The organism is Chitinophaga deserti (assembly GCF_003149455.1).
Lineage (GTDB): Bacteria > Bacteroidota > Bacteroidia > Chitinophagales > Chitinophagaceae > Chitinophaga > Chitinophaga deserti.
This window is the reverse complement of record NZ_QFFK01000006.1, coordinates 318,942-337,199: the sequence shown is the minus strand read 5'-3', so window position 1 is coordinate 337,199 and position 18,258 is coordinate 318,942. Positions and strand designations below refer to the sequence as shown.

The 18,258-nt window shown below is 52.3% G+C and carries 11 protein-coding genes; 6 read left to right on the top strand and 5 right to left on the bottom strand.

Going from position 1 to position 18,258, the window contains the following annotated elements; translation table 11 throughout:
- Positions 1-42 precede the first annotated feature (42 nt).
- Positions 43-507 carry a GNAT family N-acetyltransferase gene (locus DEV76_RS15910; RefSeq protein WP_109698897.1) on the bottom strand — a complete coding sequence of 155 codons (465 nt, stop codon included), beginning with the start codon at positions 505-507 and terminating at the stop codon, positions 43-45.
- A gap of 199 nt (positions 508-706) precedes the next feature.
- Here DEV76_RS15910 and DEV76_RS15905 point away from each other — a divergent pair, with 199 nt between their 5' ends.
- From DEV76_RS15905 to DEV76_RS15880, 6 genes are all read left to right on the top strand, one after another.
- On the top strand, positions 707-1,252 hold the full coding sequence (locus DEV76_RS15905) for an RNA polymerase sigma factor (protein ID WP_157962925.1): 546 nt from the start codon (positions 707-709) through the stop codon (positions 1,250-1,252).
- An 86-nt stretch (positions 1,253-1,338) separates the two neighbouring features.
- Positions 1,339-2,334 (top strand): FecR family protein, encoded by a 996-nt coding sequence (locus tag DEV76_RS15900; RefSeq protein ID WP_109698896.1) that lies wholly within the window; start codon positions 1,339-1,341, stop codon positions 2,332-2,334.
- Between the two features lie 22 nt (positions 2,335-2,356).
- Positions 2,357-5,875 carry a SusC/RagA family TonB-linked outer membrane protein gene (locus tag DEV76_RS15895; RefSeq protein WP_109698895.1) on the top strand — a complete coding sequence of 1,173 codons (3,519 nt, stop codon included), beginning with the start codon at positions 2,357-2,359 and terminating at the stop codon, positions 5,873-5,875.
- A gap of 11 nt (positions 5,876-5,886) precedes the next feature.
- On the top strand, positions 5,887-7,272 hold the full coding sequence (locus tag DEV76_RS15890; RefSeq protein ID WP_198652089.1) for a RagB/SusD family nutrient uptake outer membrane protein: 1,386 nt from the start codon (positions 5,887-5,889) through the stop codon (positions 7,270-7,272).
- Between the two features lie 53 nt (positions 7,273-7,325).
- The gene (locus DEV76_RS15885; RefSeq protein ID WP_109698893.1) at positions 7,326-8,387 is read left to right on the top strand and encodes a TlpA family protein disulfide reductase; all 1,062 of its coding nucleotides are present in this window, start codon (positions 7,326-7,328) and stop codon (positions 8,385-8,387) included.
- A complete protein-coding gene (locus DEV76_RS15880) occupies positions 8,384-9,631 on the top strand; it encodes an amidohydrolase family protein (protein ID WP_109698892.1) in 1,248 nt (415 codons plus the stop codon). Before DEV76_RS15885 ends, DEV76_RS15880 begins: the two co-directional genes overlap by 4 nt.
- A gap of 389 nt (positions 9,632-10,020) precedes the next feature.
- Here DEV76_RS15880 and DEV76_RS15875 read toward each other — a convergent pair whose 3' ends face one another.
- The 4 genes from DEV76_RS15875 to DEV76_RS15860 form a co-directional block, all read right to left on the bottom strand.
- Positions 10,021-12,015: an FAD-dependent oxidoreductase gene (locus tag DEV76_RS15875; protein ID WP_109698891.1), complete on the bottom strand. Its 1,995-nt coding sequence runs from the start codon at positions 12,013-12,015 to the stop codon at positions 10,021-10,023.
- Between the two features lie 14 nt (positions 12,016-12,029).
- Positions 12,030-13,481 (bottom strand): RagB/SusD family nutrient uptake outer membrane protein, encoded by a 1,452-nt coding sequence (locus DEV76_RS15870; protein WP_198652088.1) that lies wholly within the window; start codon positions 13,479-13,481, stop codon positions 12,030-12,032.
- Positions 13,482-13,505: 24 nt separating this feature from the next.
- Positions 13,506-16,769: a TonB-dependent receptor gene (locus tag DEV76_RS15865; RefSeq protein WP_109698890.1), complete on the bottom strand. Its 3,264-nt coding sequence runs from the start codon at positions 16,767-16,769 to the stop codon at positions 13,506-13,508.
- 292 nt (positions 16,770-17,061) lie between these two features.
- Entirely contained in the window at positions 17,062-18,228 is a 1,167-nt protein-coding gene (locus tag DEV76_RS15860; protein WP_109698889.1) for a FecR family protein, read from the bottom strand.
- Between the last annotated feature and the right edge of the window lie 30 nt (positions 18,229-18,258).

Here is an 18,258-nt window from a genome sequence, read left to right as displayed (position 1 = left end):
TTTTATCGACGAACTACCGGTTTGGCAGACGAAACCGGGGTACTATAAAGCCTTCTGCATCACGGCCAGGTTCCTGCCTCCGGTTTCCAGCCGTTCCATTACCTCCCAGCCAAGGCGGGTATATAACTTCTCGGCCGTATCGGTAAAAAGATGAAGGGCTGCTGCCTGCTGGTCCCGGTAATAATCTTCGAGGTAGCGGCACAGCTTTGCGCCCAGGCCTTTATTCCGGTGTTCCGGCAGGGTGTAAACCAGGGCCAGCCAATGCGGGTGGATGTTTAAACGGGGCACACGGTCCAGCAGGCCTACATGATGATATACGCCACCTGTGGCCACAGGCACTTCGTTAATCAGGAGTACCACCTGGATCTCATCGCTGCTGGCGGTAATGGTTTCCAGATTCTGAACAGTTTTTTCGACAGGGATCTTCCATTCGTTGTGGTACCAGGCAGCTATCTGTTGAATGAAATGGGTATTATCGGGAAGGAGTTTGTGCAGTTGTACATCCATCGGCGGGGTAATTAAATTCCGTCAAAGATACAAGGTACAATGCCATTCGGAAGCGGGCATCGACGGAAAGGCTTCCCGGTCGGCAAAAAGCAGGACTGAACCATTCAATACGCCTGCTAAAATGCACAAACCCATCTCCGCTTCTTTTCCTATCTTGTGCCGGATCAACAGACCAGCAGACCAAAGTCTATCCATTTACATGTTCGACGAAAGCGACATCTGGGTCAGGTTCTGTGAGGGTGAAAAGGGGGCCTTCCGTGAACTGTATGACCAATATTACACGCGCATGTTTGTTTGGGGTTGTAAGTGGCTGCAGGGAGAAGAAGCTTTTGTAAGGGATACACTGCATGATTTTTTCATATATCTCTGGGAAAGGCGCTCCCGCCTGTCGCAACCCGCAAACTTATCCGCATACCTCTTAACATCTTTCAAGCGCCGGCTGATCAGCAGCCGGGAGAAAGAGCTGCAACCTGCCGATATCTCCGGCCTGCCAGACGTAAGTGATGAAGGCATGGCGGAAGCCGAAGCATTTACAGCCCGGTTTGAGCTGGTATCCCGTGCCCTTACCGCTTTATCCCCTGCACAACGGGAAGTAATCGAAATGCGGTACCTCCAGGGGATGACGCCAGAGCAGATCGCCCATGTCAAACAATCCAGTCTCCGTACTGTCTACAACCTCATGCACCGTGGCATGGCAGCCCTCCGCCACCAGGTAGGCAGCCAGCACCTGACGCTCTTCTGGTAACCCATTCCCTTCTTTTAAAAAAATATTTTCCGTTGGCGTGGTAAATTCCATGCCCTGCCTTCTCTGTACAGTTAAAAGGCACCTTCATGGGGAATCTCTCGGCAGCCGAAATGGCAATGCTACCATCGTTCATCAATTATTGTTACGGCACCGATGCCGGGGATGTAACGTATTGGGAGGGCTTCCTGAAGGCGAACCCTGCACAGGCACCGCTTATCTCCGAAGCGCGGGAACTGGTCCGTATCGGCGGATGGATGCTGCAGGCGGAAAAGGAAAAGGCGGCGGCTCTCCATAAGCTGGACGGTTACCTCGCCGGAACTTCCCATACCCCTGCCCGCAGGCGCTACCTTCCTTACATAGCCGCAGCGGCTGCCGTGGCTGCCATTGTAGTGGGCTCCCTGTTCCTTTTTAAACCCGTTCAACAACCATCCGCCCAACCCGGTACCGCAACCGCTATTGCGGAAACCAGCCGGAAAGGGCTTACCCTCCCCGATAACAGCTTCGTTTTACTGGAGCATGGCGCTGTCATGGAGCATACCTTCAACGGCAACAGCCGCACCATAAAGCTGAAGGGCACTGCTTATTTTAAAGTAGCCAAAGATGAAAAGCGCCCCTTCAGCGTACTGGCAGGGCCATATATCATCACCGCACTGGGCACCTCTTTCCGAATAAACGCCCGGCCCGACAGCCTGCAGGTTATGCTGGAAGAAGGCAAGGTAAAAGTGGAACAGCAAACAGCATCAGGCCTGCAGCTCATTGCTGTAATGGCTCCTGCCGACCGGCTGGACCTGCATACCGGTAGTACCTCCGCTCCTGCCCGCAGCACCTTCCGCCCCACTGATCTGCAGGTATGGAAAGCACAGGAAATCGTATTCGACAATACATCATTAGACGAAGCAGTACGCCAGATAGAGGCCTGCTATAATATCCGGATTCAACTGAAAGGCATAGATCCTAAGAAGGAAACCTTCTCCGGAAGGTTCCGCAACGACCAGCTGACCGAAGTACTGGAAGTGCTTTGCTTTACATTAAATAAGAAATATGAGATAACAGACGATTCTACCTATATCGTCATTCATTAATCAACCAATATAAGCACAAGTTATGCTGTTTATTCGCCGACCGTTGTCTGCCAGGGCAACGCTGCTCTTTATTGTCCTGACAGTACTGGCTACCCAGCTGTTAACGGCGCCGGCCGTATATGCCCGGCAAAAGCAAACAACCGGTTTCGAAAAGGAGCCGGTAGAAAAGGTATTTAAAACACTCGCAGCCCGGTATAAGGTCCGCTTCTTCTATGCCGGGTCTGTTACCGCGCGCAACAGCATGATCACCATGCCTGCGGCAGAGCGCAGCCTGGATGAGGTATTACAGTACCTCTCCGACCACTACGACTTCCTCTTCCGCCAGCAGGATAAAATGATCAGCGTGAGCCTGAAGAGCACCCGTACACTGGAAACAGTATACCAGGAGCGTGTTGTGAAAGGCCGCGTAGGCCTGCTGGATGGTGAGGGTATCGTATACGCGCCCGGGGTTACCGTTCGGGAAAGCGGTACCACCAGTGCCACCCTTACCGACGACAAAGGCTACTTCACCCTCCGCCTCAAAGGCAACTCCTCCCAGATCTTCATCAGCTACCTCGGGTACGAAACCAGCCAGCAGGAAGCAGGTGCCAACACCATGCTGAATGTGACCCTGAAACCCGCAGCACAGTCTATCCGCGAAGTGGTGATCTCTACCGGTTACCAGTCGCTCGCGAAAAAGAATACTACCGGCGCCTATTCCTCTATTTCTCCGCAGGAAATAGCGAGGAGAAGCAGCCAGTCGCTGAACCAGATCCTGGAAGGCAGCATTCCCGGGCTTTCCCTAGCTACGCGTTATACCGGCCTGGCGAGAGACCGCAGGCCCGGAGGCATCGATCTGCAGATGCGTGGCGGCAGCGCCATTAATGCGGAACGTAACCAGCCCCTGATCGTGGTAGACGGCTTCCCCGTAAACCAGCTGCCCGACAATATGAACGATGTGGAGAAGATAGACGTGCTGAAAGATGCCGCAGCTTCCGCCATCTGGGGCGCCCGCGCATCCAACGGCGTGATCGTTATCACCACCAAACGCGGTAAAGAAGGAAAGCTGAGAATCAACTACGCCGCCAATACCTACTTCACTTCCCGCCCCGATTATTCAAAGCTCCACCGCGCCAAAGCAGGTGACATCCTGGAATACGACAGGGAAGTGTATGATAAAGGGTTCATTAACCCGGCTATCTTCGATGGTGGCTCTAACGGTTATTCCCCATCCCTCGGCCTGCTGCTCCGCCTCGACCGCGGGGAGATCAACCAGCAGGAACTCAGCAGGCTGCAGGATTCTCTGGCAGGTATATCCAACGAAGACCAGATCCAGGACCAGCTGCTGCGTACCGGCATCCGCCAGAACCATTACCTTTCCTTCTCCGGCGGCGGCCCCCGTTACCGCTTCGTTATCTCCGGCTCTTATGAAAACGGCAAGTCCAATTTCATAGGCGATAAAAACGAATCGTACCAGCTCAATACCCGCAGCGATATGGAGATCACCCGCGATCTGCGCCTGAGCGTGGATCTCAACGCGGTATCTTCCCGCAGGAATATGGCCCCATACCTGAACAACGATATTCAAAACCTCCCGCCATACCAGCTGCTGCTTAACGAAGCAGGGAACTACATTTACGACTACACCGGCTTCAATAAAGCTTCTAACGATATGATTACCCCGATGGGCTACCTCGACAACGGGAAGAACCTCATCGAAGAAGCACGCCTGGCCAACAACATATCCCGCAACTTCGGCCTCCGTGCAAAAGTGGGCGTGCAATACAAATTCTGGAAACACTTTAATTTCAATACCGACTTCCTGTTCGACCGCCTGAAAACGAGCAATAAGAATATCACCGATAAGCAGTCGTTCGAAGCCCGTAACTATCTGAACCAATACGCTTCGCTCAATTCCGCCAACAAAGCGGTGTTCAACCTCCCCTTAGGGAATATCCTCAACACCGGGGAAATGACTAATAACAACTGGGCACTGCGCTCCCAGCTGAACTATGCCAACCTAATCAATAGCGTACATTATGTCAATATAGCAGCAGGTGCAGAAATGAAGAAGAATGTGAGCGAAGGTTATACCACCCGGAAATTCGGGTACGACGATGACCTGCTTTCCTGGCAATACTTCGATCAGCAGAAACTTGCCAACGGCGGCCTTACCTGGTGGAACAACAACGCCATTCCCCGGCTTGACCCTACCGGCCTCGACAGATTCACCCATAACGATGTACGTGAGAAATCGTGGTACGCTACCGGCGCCTATACTTACGATGACCGCTATACTCTGACCGGCAGCTTCCGTATCGACCAGTCAAATATGTTCGGTGCGGATCCCAAATACCGCCGTACTCCCTTATGGTCTGTTGGCGGTGCATGGAACATCGCAGAAGAGAAGTTCTTCCGTGTTCCTGCCGTGAGCATGCTCAAACTGCGTGTTACCGGAGGCCTTACCGGTAACTACGACCTTACCACTACGCCACTGCTTACTGCAACCCGTACCTTCCAGGCTATATTCAACGATTACCGCGCAAGGGTTACCTATTACAACCCCAAGCTGCGCTGGGAACGTACGCGTACCATCAATGCCGGTGTGGATATCGGGCTGCTGAAAAACCGCTTCCAGGTAACGGCCGATTATTATAACCGTTACGGGTACGACCTGCTGGGTACTATTATGCTGGACCCTACCGTGGGCTTCTCCCAATTCAACATCAACGCCTCGCGCATGCGCAATAACGGTGTGGACCTCGCCATTCAGGCAAACATCATCGAAGGGCGCAACTTCCGCTGGAGCAGCAGGCTGAACGCGGGATACAACAGGAACAAGATCATTGAAAACAAGATCCGTGAGTCCAGTCCGTTAATCAGCCGTGTAAGCAGCAGCGGCCAGTATGTGGAAGGATATGCACGCGAAGCACTGTGGAGCTACCGCTGGGCCGGCCTCGACGATCGCGGCAATCCTACCATATATGGTGATAAAGACGAAAAAGTAAAAGTACCCGTAATGTCTTCGCTGGTAAATAATGGTACTTTCAGAGCTCCTTACAGTGGCGGTTTCACCAACATCCTGCACTACAAAGACTTCTTCACCAGCGTATTCCTCACCTATAACTTCGGAAACGTCATCCGCCGTTATACACCTGATATGTATGGTTATGCCTTCAGCACCAATTACGATGCCCGTATAGCAGAGCGCTGGCGCAAGCCGGGTGATGAAGCCCATACAGACCTGGCAGCCATTACTCCTTCCTTTGACCCGACAGATTTTTATGATGGCAGAGAAAGGGTGATCCAGTATTCCACCAACAGCGAAATGTCAGGCGCCTACATCCGCCTCCGCGAAGTACAGCTCGGTTACCAGCTGCCCGCCAGTCTGCTGAAACGGACCTTCCTCAACAGCGTTTCCTTCGTGGCGCAGATGAACAATGTGGCCCTGTGGAAGAAGAACAAATATGGCATTGATCCCGATGCCGTGGATCCCATGACCGGTACTTACTACCTCCCGGAGCCGCGCGTAACTACATTGACTTTAAGGGTTGAACTGTAAAAATGAAGCACATGAAGCATATCACTTTATATACCGTATTGCTCCTCTGCCTCACCGCAGGAAGCTGTAAAAAATTCCTGGACGTAACACCGAAAGGGAAAGTGCTGCCGACAACGGTTGCCGATTATGAAATGTTTATGAACGACATCCTGCAGGCCGATGCCGCTTACATTCAGGCGGAGTTCATGACGGATGATATCCATTACTCCGATGAGCAGATCCGCAGTTCGGCAAATTCACGCAGTACCAAGTCGTACCTCTGGCTGAAGGAAACCATGCTCCTGACGGAAGACGATGGTGAATGGTCGCGCATCTACAGCAATATTTACTATTGCAACCTCGTGCTCGATAAAATCAAAGATGCACCCGGACAGGCAGAAGACCGTGAGCGGAACATCGCGGAAGCGAAGATCCAGCGTGCATATAACTATTTCCACCTCGCCAACCTCTTCGGGAAGGAATATAATGCTGCCACGGCGGCTACCGACCTTGCAGTGCCCCTGCTGCTGGTGCCCGACCTGGAAGCCAAAACGAAGCGCGCTACGGTGAAGGAAGTATACGAACAGGTGATGAAAGATCTCTCGGAGGCACTTGCAAGCCCTTCCCTGCCCGATTTAGGCCGTAATTACGTTCACCCGGGCAAGGCGGCAGCCACGGCCCTGCTGGCACGTGTACGGCTTTATATGGGCGATTATGCGGGTGCGAAGGACGCGGCGGAAAAAGCACTGGCGTTTAACTCCACCCTGCTGGATCATAATACGTTCTCGTTTGTGAACCCTGCCCGTCCGTACAGCGGCGTTAATAACAAGCCCCTCCCGGAAAACAACCCGGAGAATTTGTTTTCCAAAACCAACAGCAGCAACGGCATCTTCACCCGGTTCATGATAAATCCTGAACTGCTGGGCATACTCGGAGAGCAGGACCTCCGGTATGTGTACACCTTCACCCGCATCCCGCGCTCTGCCGTAACGCCGGTAAGCCCTTTCCCGGATTACTTCCAGAGTGCGGTGAACTTCAGCATCGGCGTGCCCGAGATGATGCTCATCAAAGCAGAAGCACTGGCCCGTGATAATAAGAAAGACGATGCGGTGGCCCTGCTGAACACCCTGCGCCAGAAGCGCTTTAAACCTGCAGACTATGCCCCGCTTGCCTCGGCTACTGCAGATGAAGCACTGGCACTGGTACTCCGTGAAAGAAGACTGGAGCTGATGTATCATGGCCTTCGCCTGTTTGACCTGAAGCGGCTCAACAACGATCCCCGCTTTAAAAAGGACCTGCAGCGCCAGCACAACTCCCAGACTTATACACTGCCGGCCGGCTCGCCTAACTACCTTGTAGAGATCGCGCCGAAGATCATGCAGATCAATCCCGATATTTTACCCAATCCCAGAAACTAACCATACCATACGCCCGGGGTACATCCTGTATCCCGGGTTTTTAATCCAGGCACATGAAAAAACTCACCTGCTTCACTGCACTCCTGGCAGCCACGGTATCCGTACATGCTCAGGAGCTGCGGGTTACCACTCCCCTGCATCCCGAAGGCGCTAAAGTGACCATCTACCGCGAATGGCCTGTCCGCCGGCTGATAGATACACCACTGGTACGCCAGGGTGCCATACTGATCCAGCTACCCGACAGCGGGGCGGCAGTGTACACCGTATCGCTACGCAAGCCTTATGTAAATGTCACCCTGTTTTCTTCCGCAACGCCCGTATCAGTTACGATCGGGAAAGACACGCAGGCCATCGTAAAGGGCGGCCCCGTATTGGAGAAGCTGAACGCATTCGAGCAAAGCATGAAGCCCGTGGAAGCAGTATGGAGTAAGCTGGGCACGCAATATGGCAACACTACTGACCTGGATGCAAAGCTGGCTATCAGTGAAAAGATGAATAAGATGGCCACAGAAGTGCAGGCAAAACGACTGGCCTTTGCGCTGGAGAATGTAGATAATCTCGCAGGTGCCTGGAGCGCTTACCATTACGCCTTTGCGTGGACAGGCGCATCCCTTTCCAAACTCATCCCCTCCTTCCGCCAGCAGGATTGGGCAGCCGCTACTATGCAAAAGCTGATCGAAAAACAGGCTGAGTCAGATAAGATCAATATGACCGGCAAAACCGCACCTGCTTTTGCACTGCGCTCCCTGAACGGTAAAGTAGTGGACCTGGGCAGTCTCGTAGCAGGCAACAAATATGTACTGCTCGATGTATGGGCCTCCTGGTGTACACCCTGCCGGGCAGGCAACCGTAAACTTGCACCACATTATGCCGCGCTGAAGAAAAAGGGTATCGAGATTGTGTCGGTATCGGTAGATGAGAAAGACGACCTATGGCGAAAGGCCGTAGCGTCTGACAAAATACCCTGGCCACAGCTGGTAGCGCCCGAAGGCATGAAGAGCGACATCGTGGCCCAATACAATGTTAAATCACTGCCGGCTACTTTCCTTATCAACAAGGAAGGCAAGATCATACAACAGCATGTTGAAATATCCGACTTAGAAAAATTACCATGATGCGGAACGCTTTATTGTTTATTTCCATTTTCCTGCTGATGCATGTGCAAACCCATGCACAGCAGGTTCTTTTACAAAATGTAACGGTTATTGATGGTGACGCACGGGTAGCCCCGCGCATAGCATCTGTACTCCTGCGCGATGGCCTCATCCGTAAAATCTACACCAGCACTCCCCGTAAACTAACCAATACCCGCATCATCGACTGTACCGGTAAATACCTTGTACCGGGGATGATGGATGCCCATGTGCATCTGGCCACGGTGGTTGATGAAGACCTGAGCAAGGCACGCCTCCTTACAGACAGTATCATCGGTAATATGTCCCGCCACGGTATCACAACCGTTCGCGACATGGCCGGTAACGCTCCTTACCTCGCCGCCTTAAAAAGCGATGTCCGCTCCGGTAAAACCATTGGCCCTGATATCTTCTATGCGGCACAGTTTGCCGGTCCCGGTTACTTCGATATGATCCGCCGTTCCGGCCGCGAAGGTGACCTCGGTAACAGCGCATGGTACAAAGCCATAATGCCCGGCATGGATGTTACCGCCGCAGTGAAAGAGGCCAAAGCAGCCGGGGTAAGCGGCCTGAAGATCTATGCCGACCTTGATGCTAAACTCATCCGCGACCTTACGGAAGCAGCACATAAAGCCGGTTTAAAAGCATGGAGCCATGCGGCAGTATTCCCCTGCAAGCCCGGCGCCATTGCAGCGGCAGGTGTTAACAGCATGTCGCACGCCAATGATTTTGCTTTCCAGCAGCTCCCCGGCGACACACTTGAAATAGGGAAAGCATGGCAGGCATTGTATAAAAAGGATTTCCGGCTGGATACGCTTGTTCAGATCCCCCTGCTGCAGGAAATGGCCCGTAAAGGCATCTTCCTCGACCCTACCGTTTTCCATGCGGAGAACAACAGGATGCACAGCGCCGCCATCGTTACCCGGCTGGCACATGCCCATGGCGTAAAAGTAGTGGCGGGTACAGACTGGATCTACAACACCACCGGCGAAGTGCCCCTCCTCCAGGAAATGCAGCTCCTGCAAAGCAAATGCGGTATGAACCCCGCTTCCGTAATAGAAGCTGCCACCCTGAACGGGGCACGCGTTTGCGGTCTTACAGACCGCGGCGCCATCCGTAAAGGCATGCGGGCCGATCTGCTGCTCCTTCCCGGCAATCCCCTGCAGAACCTGAGCCTCCTCTTCCAACCGGAACAGGTTTTCCTGAATGGAAAGGAATTATACTAACAGGAAATATTTCGACATTAAAAAAGCCGGGCGGTCAAATAGCCCGGCTTTTTTAGGCCTAATAATCAACAGGAGGCTCATTTATGTTAATTTACTATCAAAATAGCCTATAAGTGCCTATTTATGGCACTTCACAATTACTTCATTATCAAGCCATTAAACTACCACTGTTCGGTGACCCTTCGGTCATCCTTCAGTGAAAGGGGGGCTTCCCTGAGGGATCACTGAAGGATGACCGAAGGATCACCGAAGGATCACCGAAGGATGATAATTGCGAATTCGATACGATATTAACCACAAGGCTGATTATACCAATTAAAAAGGACCACCTCCATGTTTTTGCAAACAGCGGAGGCGGCCCTTTCTGATGTAAATATCTCCTGTTTAAACTATTTCCCTTCAGGAATAAACAGCACGGCATCCGCCAGTACTACTCCATCTGCCCCTTCGGTCGTAATCTCCACATACCCCTTTTTTCCTTTGGCCAGTTTCACCGTACCCAGGTCTACCCACTCACCGGAGGTCTGTCCTTCCACTTTTACGGCGGAAGCTGCAAAATCAACCGGCTTCACCGCTTTCCCGTCGGGCGATACTTTGATGCTGGTATGCGCCGTCATATCTCCCTGTTTAGGCACGTAGGAATAAATCCTGTAAGTACCGCCGCTTACCACCTGCGGAGTAAAGCGAATGGTACCCGTGGCTCCTTTTTCGGATACATATGCCGATGGGCCATAAGCACCGCGGTTGATCTTCTTCCAGTTGCCCGTTACCGTTACCTGTTCTTTATCATCGTTATCCACGAGTATCTCTGCCGTGGTATTGATCGCCAGCGGCCGCTGACGCAGCGTTGCCTTCAGCTTAACGATATCCACTTCCTGCACGGATTGCTTAGCATCGATAGCCATGGATGCTGCCGTGGCGGCAGATTGTCCCAGTACCATGAACACCGGTTCCATACGGATAGAGCCATAAGCAATATGCGTGGCAGAGAGGCAGATGGGCACCAGTACGTTGCCACAATCTTCTTTTTTCGGGATAATGGAACGGTAAGCGATGGGGTAAGGCCCAAAACCACCTACCTGCACATCGCCTTCATTCTTCACCATACCGTTTACGATCACACGGTCGGTATTGTGAGAGTCCATGGTGTAGGCGGCCATGCCCACGCCGTCATCCACGGTATTTTTACCTTCACAGTTGGCCTGTGTCATGACATAGGCACCCACCATCCTGCGGGATTCACGAACATACATTTGTGGCGACCAGTTACCGAATTGCATGTATTCATCTTTCGGATACCCCCATTGCAGCATTTGCTTACGGAGATGTTCGGGCATGCGGGGATCGTGGCCTATGAAATACAGCAGGCCTTTGTTATACAGTTCATGCTCTTTGATGATCTTAGCCCGGGTGGCGTAATCCGCCTCGGGATAGTTCCAGTTCATACCGATCATATCGGTGGAAAAGGCATTGTTGTTGTTGATGTCTGTTTTGTTGTTGGGCATCCGGTCGAATTTGAGGAAACCGTTAAGATCGCCCGGTGTGTGGTGTTTTACCAGGCGCAGCAACAGTTCGTACCGCGTGGAGTCATATCCTTCCGGGCGCGTAATGGGTATCCGGTTTTCCGGATTGTTAGAGAGGCAGATGCGGAAGTTGTACGCCTGCACTTTCTTATCTCCTGAGCCCTGCTCTGCCAGCGGTTTGGTATTAATCCCCCAGAGCACACCGCTGTTGGGATCGCCGGGTACTTTATAGGGGTCGATATTATCGGGGAACTGGTGCTTATCACGCAGCTGCACCCCGTTATAGGTTTCGCCATACTGAGCGTTTGCTTCGCGGCCTACCGTATAGGAAATACCCGCCAGCGCCATGAGGTCGCCCTCATAGGAGCAGTCGATATACATTTTAGCTCGAACGGCAGATACCTTAGGCGTACCTCCAACGGAAGACTCCAGCTGTATCTCCGTTACCTTCCCTCCCGCTTTTCCGGCACGGGTGATGCGGTGATCGTATACAATTTCCAGATTGGCTTCCTTCACATACTGCTGATACACTTTTTCGGCCACGCCGGGCTCAAATATCCACGTTTCAAATTTACCGTAGTGTTTACCCACCCGGCGGTAAAAGTCCCGGGAAATGCCTGAAATCGCGTATTTATTGCCTATATCGGTATAACCCAGTCCACCGGAGGTTAAGCCCCCCAGGCGTTTACCGGGTTCAATAACCAGTACGGACTTATTCAGTTTCTTAGCCGTATACGCGGCAATCACACCGGCGGAGGAGCCGCCGTATACACAGATATCCACTTCTCTTACCTGCTGGGCCATCAGGCTGCCGGGCAATGCCAGCAGGCTGAATAATAATGTCTTTCTTAATGTCTGCATCTTATTCAATTGGATTAGTAACCGGGATTCTGATCCTTCACAGGATCTATGGCTTTGTTATAATTGGTTTCAATAACGGGGATGGGCCAAAGCAGATGGCGCTGTGTCATGGTTTTGCCTTTGCCCGCCTGCACGATCTCTTCTGCGATGCCAAGTCGTTTCAGATCCAGCCAGCGTTTGGACTCTCCGCAATTTTCATACCCGCGTTCATGCACCACCAGGTCAATAAAGGCCTGTTTACCGCTGTAGTCTGCCAGTTTAAAATCCACAGTGGCATCTGCTGTCTGCGGATTTTTACCATAAGCACGGCGGCGTACCATATTGAGCTTTTCCATGGCATCTGCCGTGGGCGCAGCACCTGCCTGGGCTACGCATTCGGCGTAAAACAGGAGAATGTCGGCATAGCGGTACATGGGATAATCGTTCCCCCCTGCTGTTACCGCCTGTTTATCCACGAACTTCTTGAGCAGAATGGTAGTGGATCCCAGGCCAAACGTTTGCGGGTACCAGTTAAATTTATAACGCAGATCGTTTTTATCCCAGTTTTTCACGAAAGGATTTGCTTCCGAATCGCTGTAGAAGGTATAAAACCCGCCGGGAGGAAAATACCCCGAGTTCGGATAGTGGCAATACTGGGGGTAGGAAAACCCTTGTCCGCTGGGTACCCTTGCATATTTGAGATAAAATATCTCTTCCGTGGAAGAGGAAATATCTGCCCCGAAAACCTTCTCGAAATCATCCGCTACTGCCACATTCACGAGACTGAACTTATTGGAAGTGATGATTTCCCCGGTCAGATCGCGGGCTTTATCGTACTGGTGCAGGTTCATATACACATCGGCCAGCATTGCCTTGGCAGACCATTTGGAAGGAGTGCCTCCCTGCCGCGGCTTATCGGGCAGGCGTGTTTCCGCCCATTGCAGATCCGCCACAATGAAGTTGTATACCTGCTCCCGGGTATTGCGTGCCAGTTCCCTTGCATCCATGTTCTTCTCATCACGGATAGGCACACCATCCCAGTTACGCACCAGGTAGAAGTAATTCAATGCCCGCATACAGCGCGCTTCTGCCAGATATATATCCAGCTGTGCAGGTGCAATAGCAGTGGCGAGTGGCGCCCGCTCAATTACAATGTTGGCGTTGCGGATAGATTCGTAGAAAGCAGCCCACATATCTCCCACACGGGTCACGTTCGTCTGATCCAGCCCGGTATAATCGTTCAGCGGGGCATGACTGCCGCGGCCGTAGAGGTATTCGGTATAAATCTCATGCTGGCACTCGTACAACGCACCAAGGGTACTGCCCCGGCGGATGGGAACATAGATCGCATTAAGGCCGGCTTCCACTTCCGCCGGTGTTTTATAGAAAACTTCCGCGGCTATGGATTGTGGCTTCTCTTCCAGTACATCGGAGCAGGAAGCCATCACCAGCGCGGTTAATATGAGTAAGGTTAATTGTTTCATCATGTTGAATTAGGTGGTGAAAAAGAATCAGAACCCGCAGCGTACGCCCACTGTCACCGATTTGCTCATCGGGTAAATGGAATAGTCGATACCCTGGTTGATGGAGTTGGTACCGCCATAGGCGTTCACTTCCGGATCGTACCAGGAGTATTTGGTGAAGGTGATGAGGTTCTGTCCGCTTACATATACCTGTGCAGACCTGAACCATTTCGCCACATTGGAAACCGGCAGGTTATACGCCAGCTGGATGTTGCGGATGCGGAGGTAAGACCCGTCTTCCACGAAGCGCGACGACATATTCGCCGTTAGCGTTCTGGTAATGCGGGGATATTTGGCATTAGGATTCTCCGGCGTCCAGTGGCTTTCAAACACTTCACGGGGGAGGTTGAGGCCCATACCCAGGTCCAGTGCCGCCACGCGGTTCAGGTTAAAGATATCGTTGCCCTGGGAGCCTTGCAGGAACACGGTGAGTTCGATACCCTTGTAGCTGGTAACGGAATTGATGCCGTAGATAAAATCAGGGTTGGGATCACCGATGAAGGTTTTATCAGCCGCATTGATCTTCCCGTCTTTGTTGATATCCTCGTAGTTGAGGTTTCCGTTTGCGGTATACCCGATTTCTTTATAGCCATAAAAAACGCCCAGCGGCTTTCCTTCGCGGAGGATGTTCACGAAATCCTGTACAGATCCGGTATAGAAAGCATCGCCGTTAATATCCTGACCGTTATACAGTTTCAGCACCTTGTTACGGTTGAAGCCGAGGTTGGCGCTAACATTCCAGGATACTTCCCGTCCCTGGAAAATAGCTCCGTCTACCCCTATCTCGAACCCTTTATTCTCGATCTCGCCTACGTTCTGCACAGTGGTGGCATAACCCATAGAAACAGGCAGCTTCACCCTGTTGAGAAGGTCGCGGGTCTTTTTATGATACACATCGAAGGTGAAGTGCAGCCTGTTTTTCAGGAAACCTGCATCGATGCCGAGGTCTACCTGCCGGGTTACTTCCCAGCGTAAATCGCCGGGCAGTGTTGTTCCGGGAGCGAAGCCAATAGCAAGTTGATCACCGAAAATAGTATTGAGGGAACCCAGCTGCCGTAAGGTGGAATACGGACCTATCGACGGATTGCCCGACAAGCCCCAGCTGGCCCTCACCTTCAGGTCGGAAACCGCATCAGACTGCTTCAGGAACGACTCGTTGGAAGCCTTCCAGGCAAATGCCACAGAAGGGAAACTCTGCCATTGCTGGCCTTTGGAATAACGCGAAGAGCCATCGCGGCGAATGCTGGCCGTGAGCAGGTATTTGTCCTGATACGAATAATTGACACGCCCCAGGTACGACAGCAATACCCATTTGGAGTACCCCGAAGTAGGGATACCCGGTGTTATGGCGCCCTGCAGGTTACCGGTATACACCACATCACTGAGGAAGCCGGTTCCGGAACCGTTCATACTGGTAGATACCTTATCCTGGTAGGTAAAGCCCGCCATAGCCGTCAGTGAATGATCACCGAAAGTATTGGTATAGGTAGCCACGTTCTCGTTCAGCAGGCTGGTATACTGTGACGTTTGCACATCCGCATAGCCAATGGAGTTGGTAGTTGGCTCGATTTTGTTATACACATCCACCCGGTCGTTCAGATTGTCGATACCCCCTGAGATGCGGATGGATAAGCCTTTAAAGGGTTTAATAGTGAGCGCGGCATTTGCCAGCACACGGTCGCCCTTAATCATATTCGACTGCTCGTTGATGAAGATGAGCGGATTAACGATTACGTTGGAGATGAAGGGATATGCTGTATTCAGCCTGCGGTAAGTACCGTTGGGCAGATAAGGCGATAGTGAAGGCGGCGCCATCAGCATACCAGATATCAGATCATTACCGCGGTTACCAAGGCCCGAGTTCTGCCGGGAGCTGTTGAGGCGGGTAAGGATCGTATTCATGGAAACGCTGAACACCTTACTGATATCGTGCTCAATGTTTCCGCGGATGTTGTAGCGTTTATAATCACTGGCTTTCACGATACCGTCCTGCAGGAAGGCAGATCCGGAAAGGGAGAAGCGTGTTTTCTCAGTGCCCCCGTTAACCGTGGCGCTGACATTGTAAATGGGCGCGGTGCGGAGCACAAGGTCCTGCCAGTCGGTGCCGGGGTCTTTACCCAGACTGTCTATCTGCGCCTGCGTAAAGTATTCAGCCACACCGTCATTACGTGCCTGTTCATTATACAGTAAAGCATATTCGCGGGCATTCATCAGGTCCATTTTGCGGGATACGAACTGCATGGTATACCCTGCATCCACATCTACCGTGGTACGGCCGCCTTTGTTGCCGGAGCGGGTGGTGATCATTACCACGCCGTTGGCGCCACGGGAACCGTAGATGGCGGTGGAAGATGCATCTTTGAGGATTTCCATCGATTCGATGTCGGCATTCTGGAGGAAGGTGGGGTTACCGTCGTAAGGGAACCCGTCGATCACATACAGGGGTTCATTGCCACCCAGGATGGAGTTGGTACCACGAATGCGCACGCTTACGCCGCCACCGGGCGATCCGCCGTTCTGAATAACCCGTACACCAGCAGCACGGCCGCTGAGGGCCTGCATGACGTTGGTAGAGGGAAATGCATTGATTTCTTTGGACTTCACCTGGCTCAGTGAGCCGGTAAGGTCGCTTTTACGAACGGTGCCGTAACCCACCACTACAAATTCATCTGCACTGGCTGCCTGCGGTGCCAGTGTAAACTGGAGGGGCTGGCTCACGAGCACTGTTTGCTCAGTACTTTTATAACCGATATAGGTAACTTCTATAATCGTACCGCGTGGCACCCGCAGTTTGAAGTAGCCTTCCGCATCCGTTACGGTACCCTGCGAGCCGCTGCCTTTTACGGAGACCGTGGCGCCCGGAAGCGCCTGCCCGTCTATATCCAGTACACGGCCTGTGATGTTAATCATGGTATCCTGCACCAGTACTTTCACGGGAGATAAGGGAGAGAAAACTGATCTCCGCTCCTTGATGACGATATTCTTCCCGATGATGGAATAGGAAAGCGGCTGGCCTTTCAGTACCAGTTCCACCGCTTCCTCCAGCGGGATGTTGCTCACTTTCAGGTTTACCCGCGGAGCTTTATCGATCAGTTGATGATCGTAGAAAAAAACATATCCTGTTTGCTTTTCAATGGAGCGGAACAATCTTTCTATAGATGCATTGCGCTCAGAAAGTGATACCTGCTGCGCCAGGCTTTTGGCACTTACCTGGAGGCAGGCGGCCAGTAGCAGAATAGCGGAAAACTTCATACACAACAGCGTTTTGTAAATCAATCGCCGCGTAAAATACCGCGTACAAATAGCACTAATTTGCATAATTTTGGTTTGTTAGGGTAATAAAAATCCCGTCTGGCCAGGTGCCAGTGTCGTGGAATGCCGTGTAAATCCTTTTTGTATGGTTTGCCCTTACATCCTTGCCGGGACCGACTGCCATCGGGCCCGGTTTTTTATGGGCGAAACCTTTTTACGGGAAAGTCATGTCGCTTTTTCTTTCATAACGGTTATAAGAATAATGGTTTGTGGAATGAAATAATGATGAATACTATGGTGTTACGATAATCTTCTTGCCTTCTATCCTGTAACGTACATTACTGAGTTCCAATATTTTCAATACGTCTGTAACGCTGCTGCTCCGGGCTATTTTACCGCCAAACTCCCTGTCCGGCACATCCCCTTCATAGGATATCTCCGCATCGTACCAGCGCCCTATTTCACGCATTACGCCCTGCAGGGATTCGTGGTTAAAGTGGAAATACCCGTTCTTCCAGGCTACCACTTCCTCCACATCCACCCCATCCTGTATGCTCATGTTCCCTCCCGGGTGTGCGCTCACCTGCTGGCCGGGGTGCATATTCAGAGAATGTACTCCCTGCTTCACATTCACGGCGCCTTCCAGCAGCGTGGTGCGGATGCTGGCTTCGTCGTCGTAGGCCATTACGTTGAAATGGGTACCCAGTACCTGTACGGTCATATCCTTCACCTTCACATGGAAAGGCATTTTAGCATTCTTCGCAATCTCGAAATAGGCTTCCCCGTTCAGTTCTACTATCCTTTCCTTCCCCGTAAATGCGGTAGGGAAACGCAGGGATGATGCCGCGTTCAGCCATACGGAAGACCCGTCTGGCAGGATGATGCGGAATTGTCCGCCCCGCGGGGTGGCGAGGGTATTGTATGCCACTTCTCCTTCCCTGCCGGCGCCCTGGTAGGCCAGCTGCCCGCTGTTGAGCTTTATAACCTGAACATTTCCCTGGCTGGCGATGGCCCCATTCCCTGCCGTATCCAGCGTAATCGCCTGCCCCCCGGCGAGATACAGGACGGCCTTATTTCCACCCGGAACCACTTCCAGCGGGGCTTCCGATACTTTGGCTACAGATGGCCCGTTACCGGAAGTACGGGGCCAGAAATAAGCCACTGATATTACGGTAAGTATGGCGGCTGCGGCCCATACAGGGCGGAGTTTGCGTATAACAGTTTTCCGCAGGACTGGTTTAGGAGTACCGGCCATGATGCGCTGGCGCACGGCTTCCATCCTTTGCGGATCCGACTGCCCATGGGCAGATTTATCGCGCAGGAGCTCCCCTACGGCCTGTTCCCATTCCTGCCGCATGGCATCATCGTCCAGTGAGTCCAGCAACCGGGAGGCTTCTTCCTGGCTTAATTCCTCGCTGAGGTAGCGTTTGAGTAAGTTGGTGAATGTCTGATGGTCCATAACGTGCGATAGGGTTGCCGGTATTGCCGG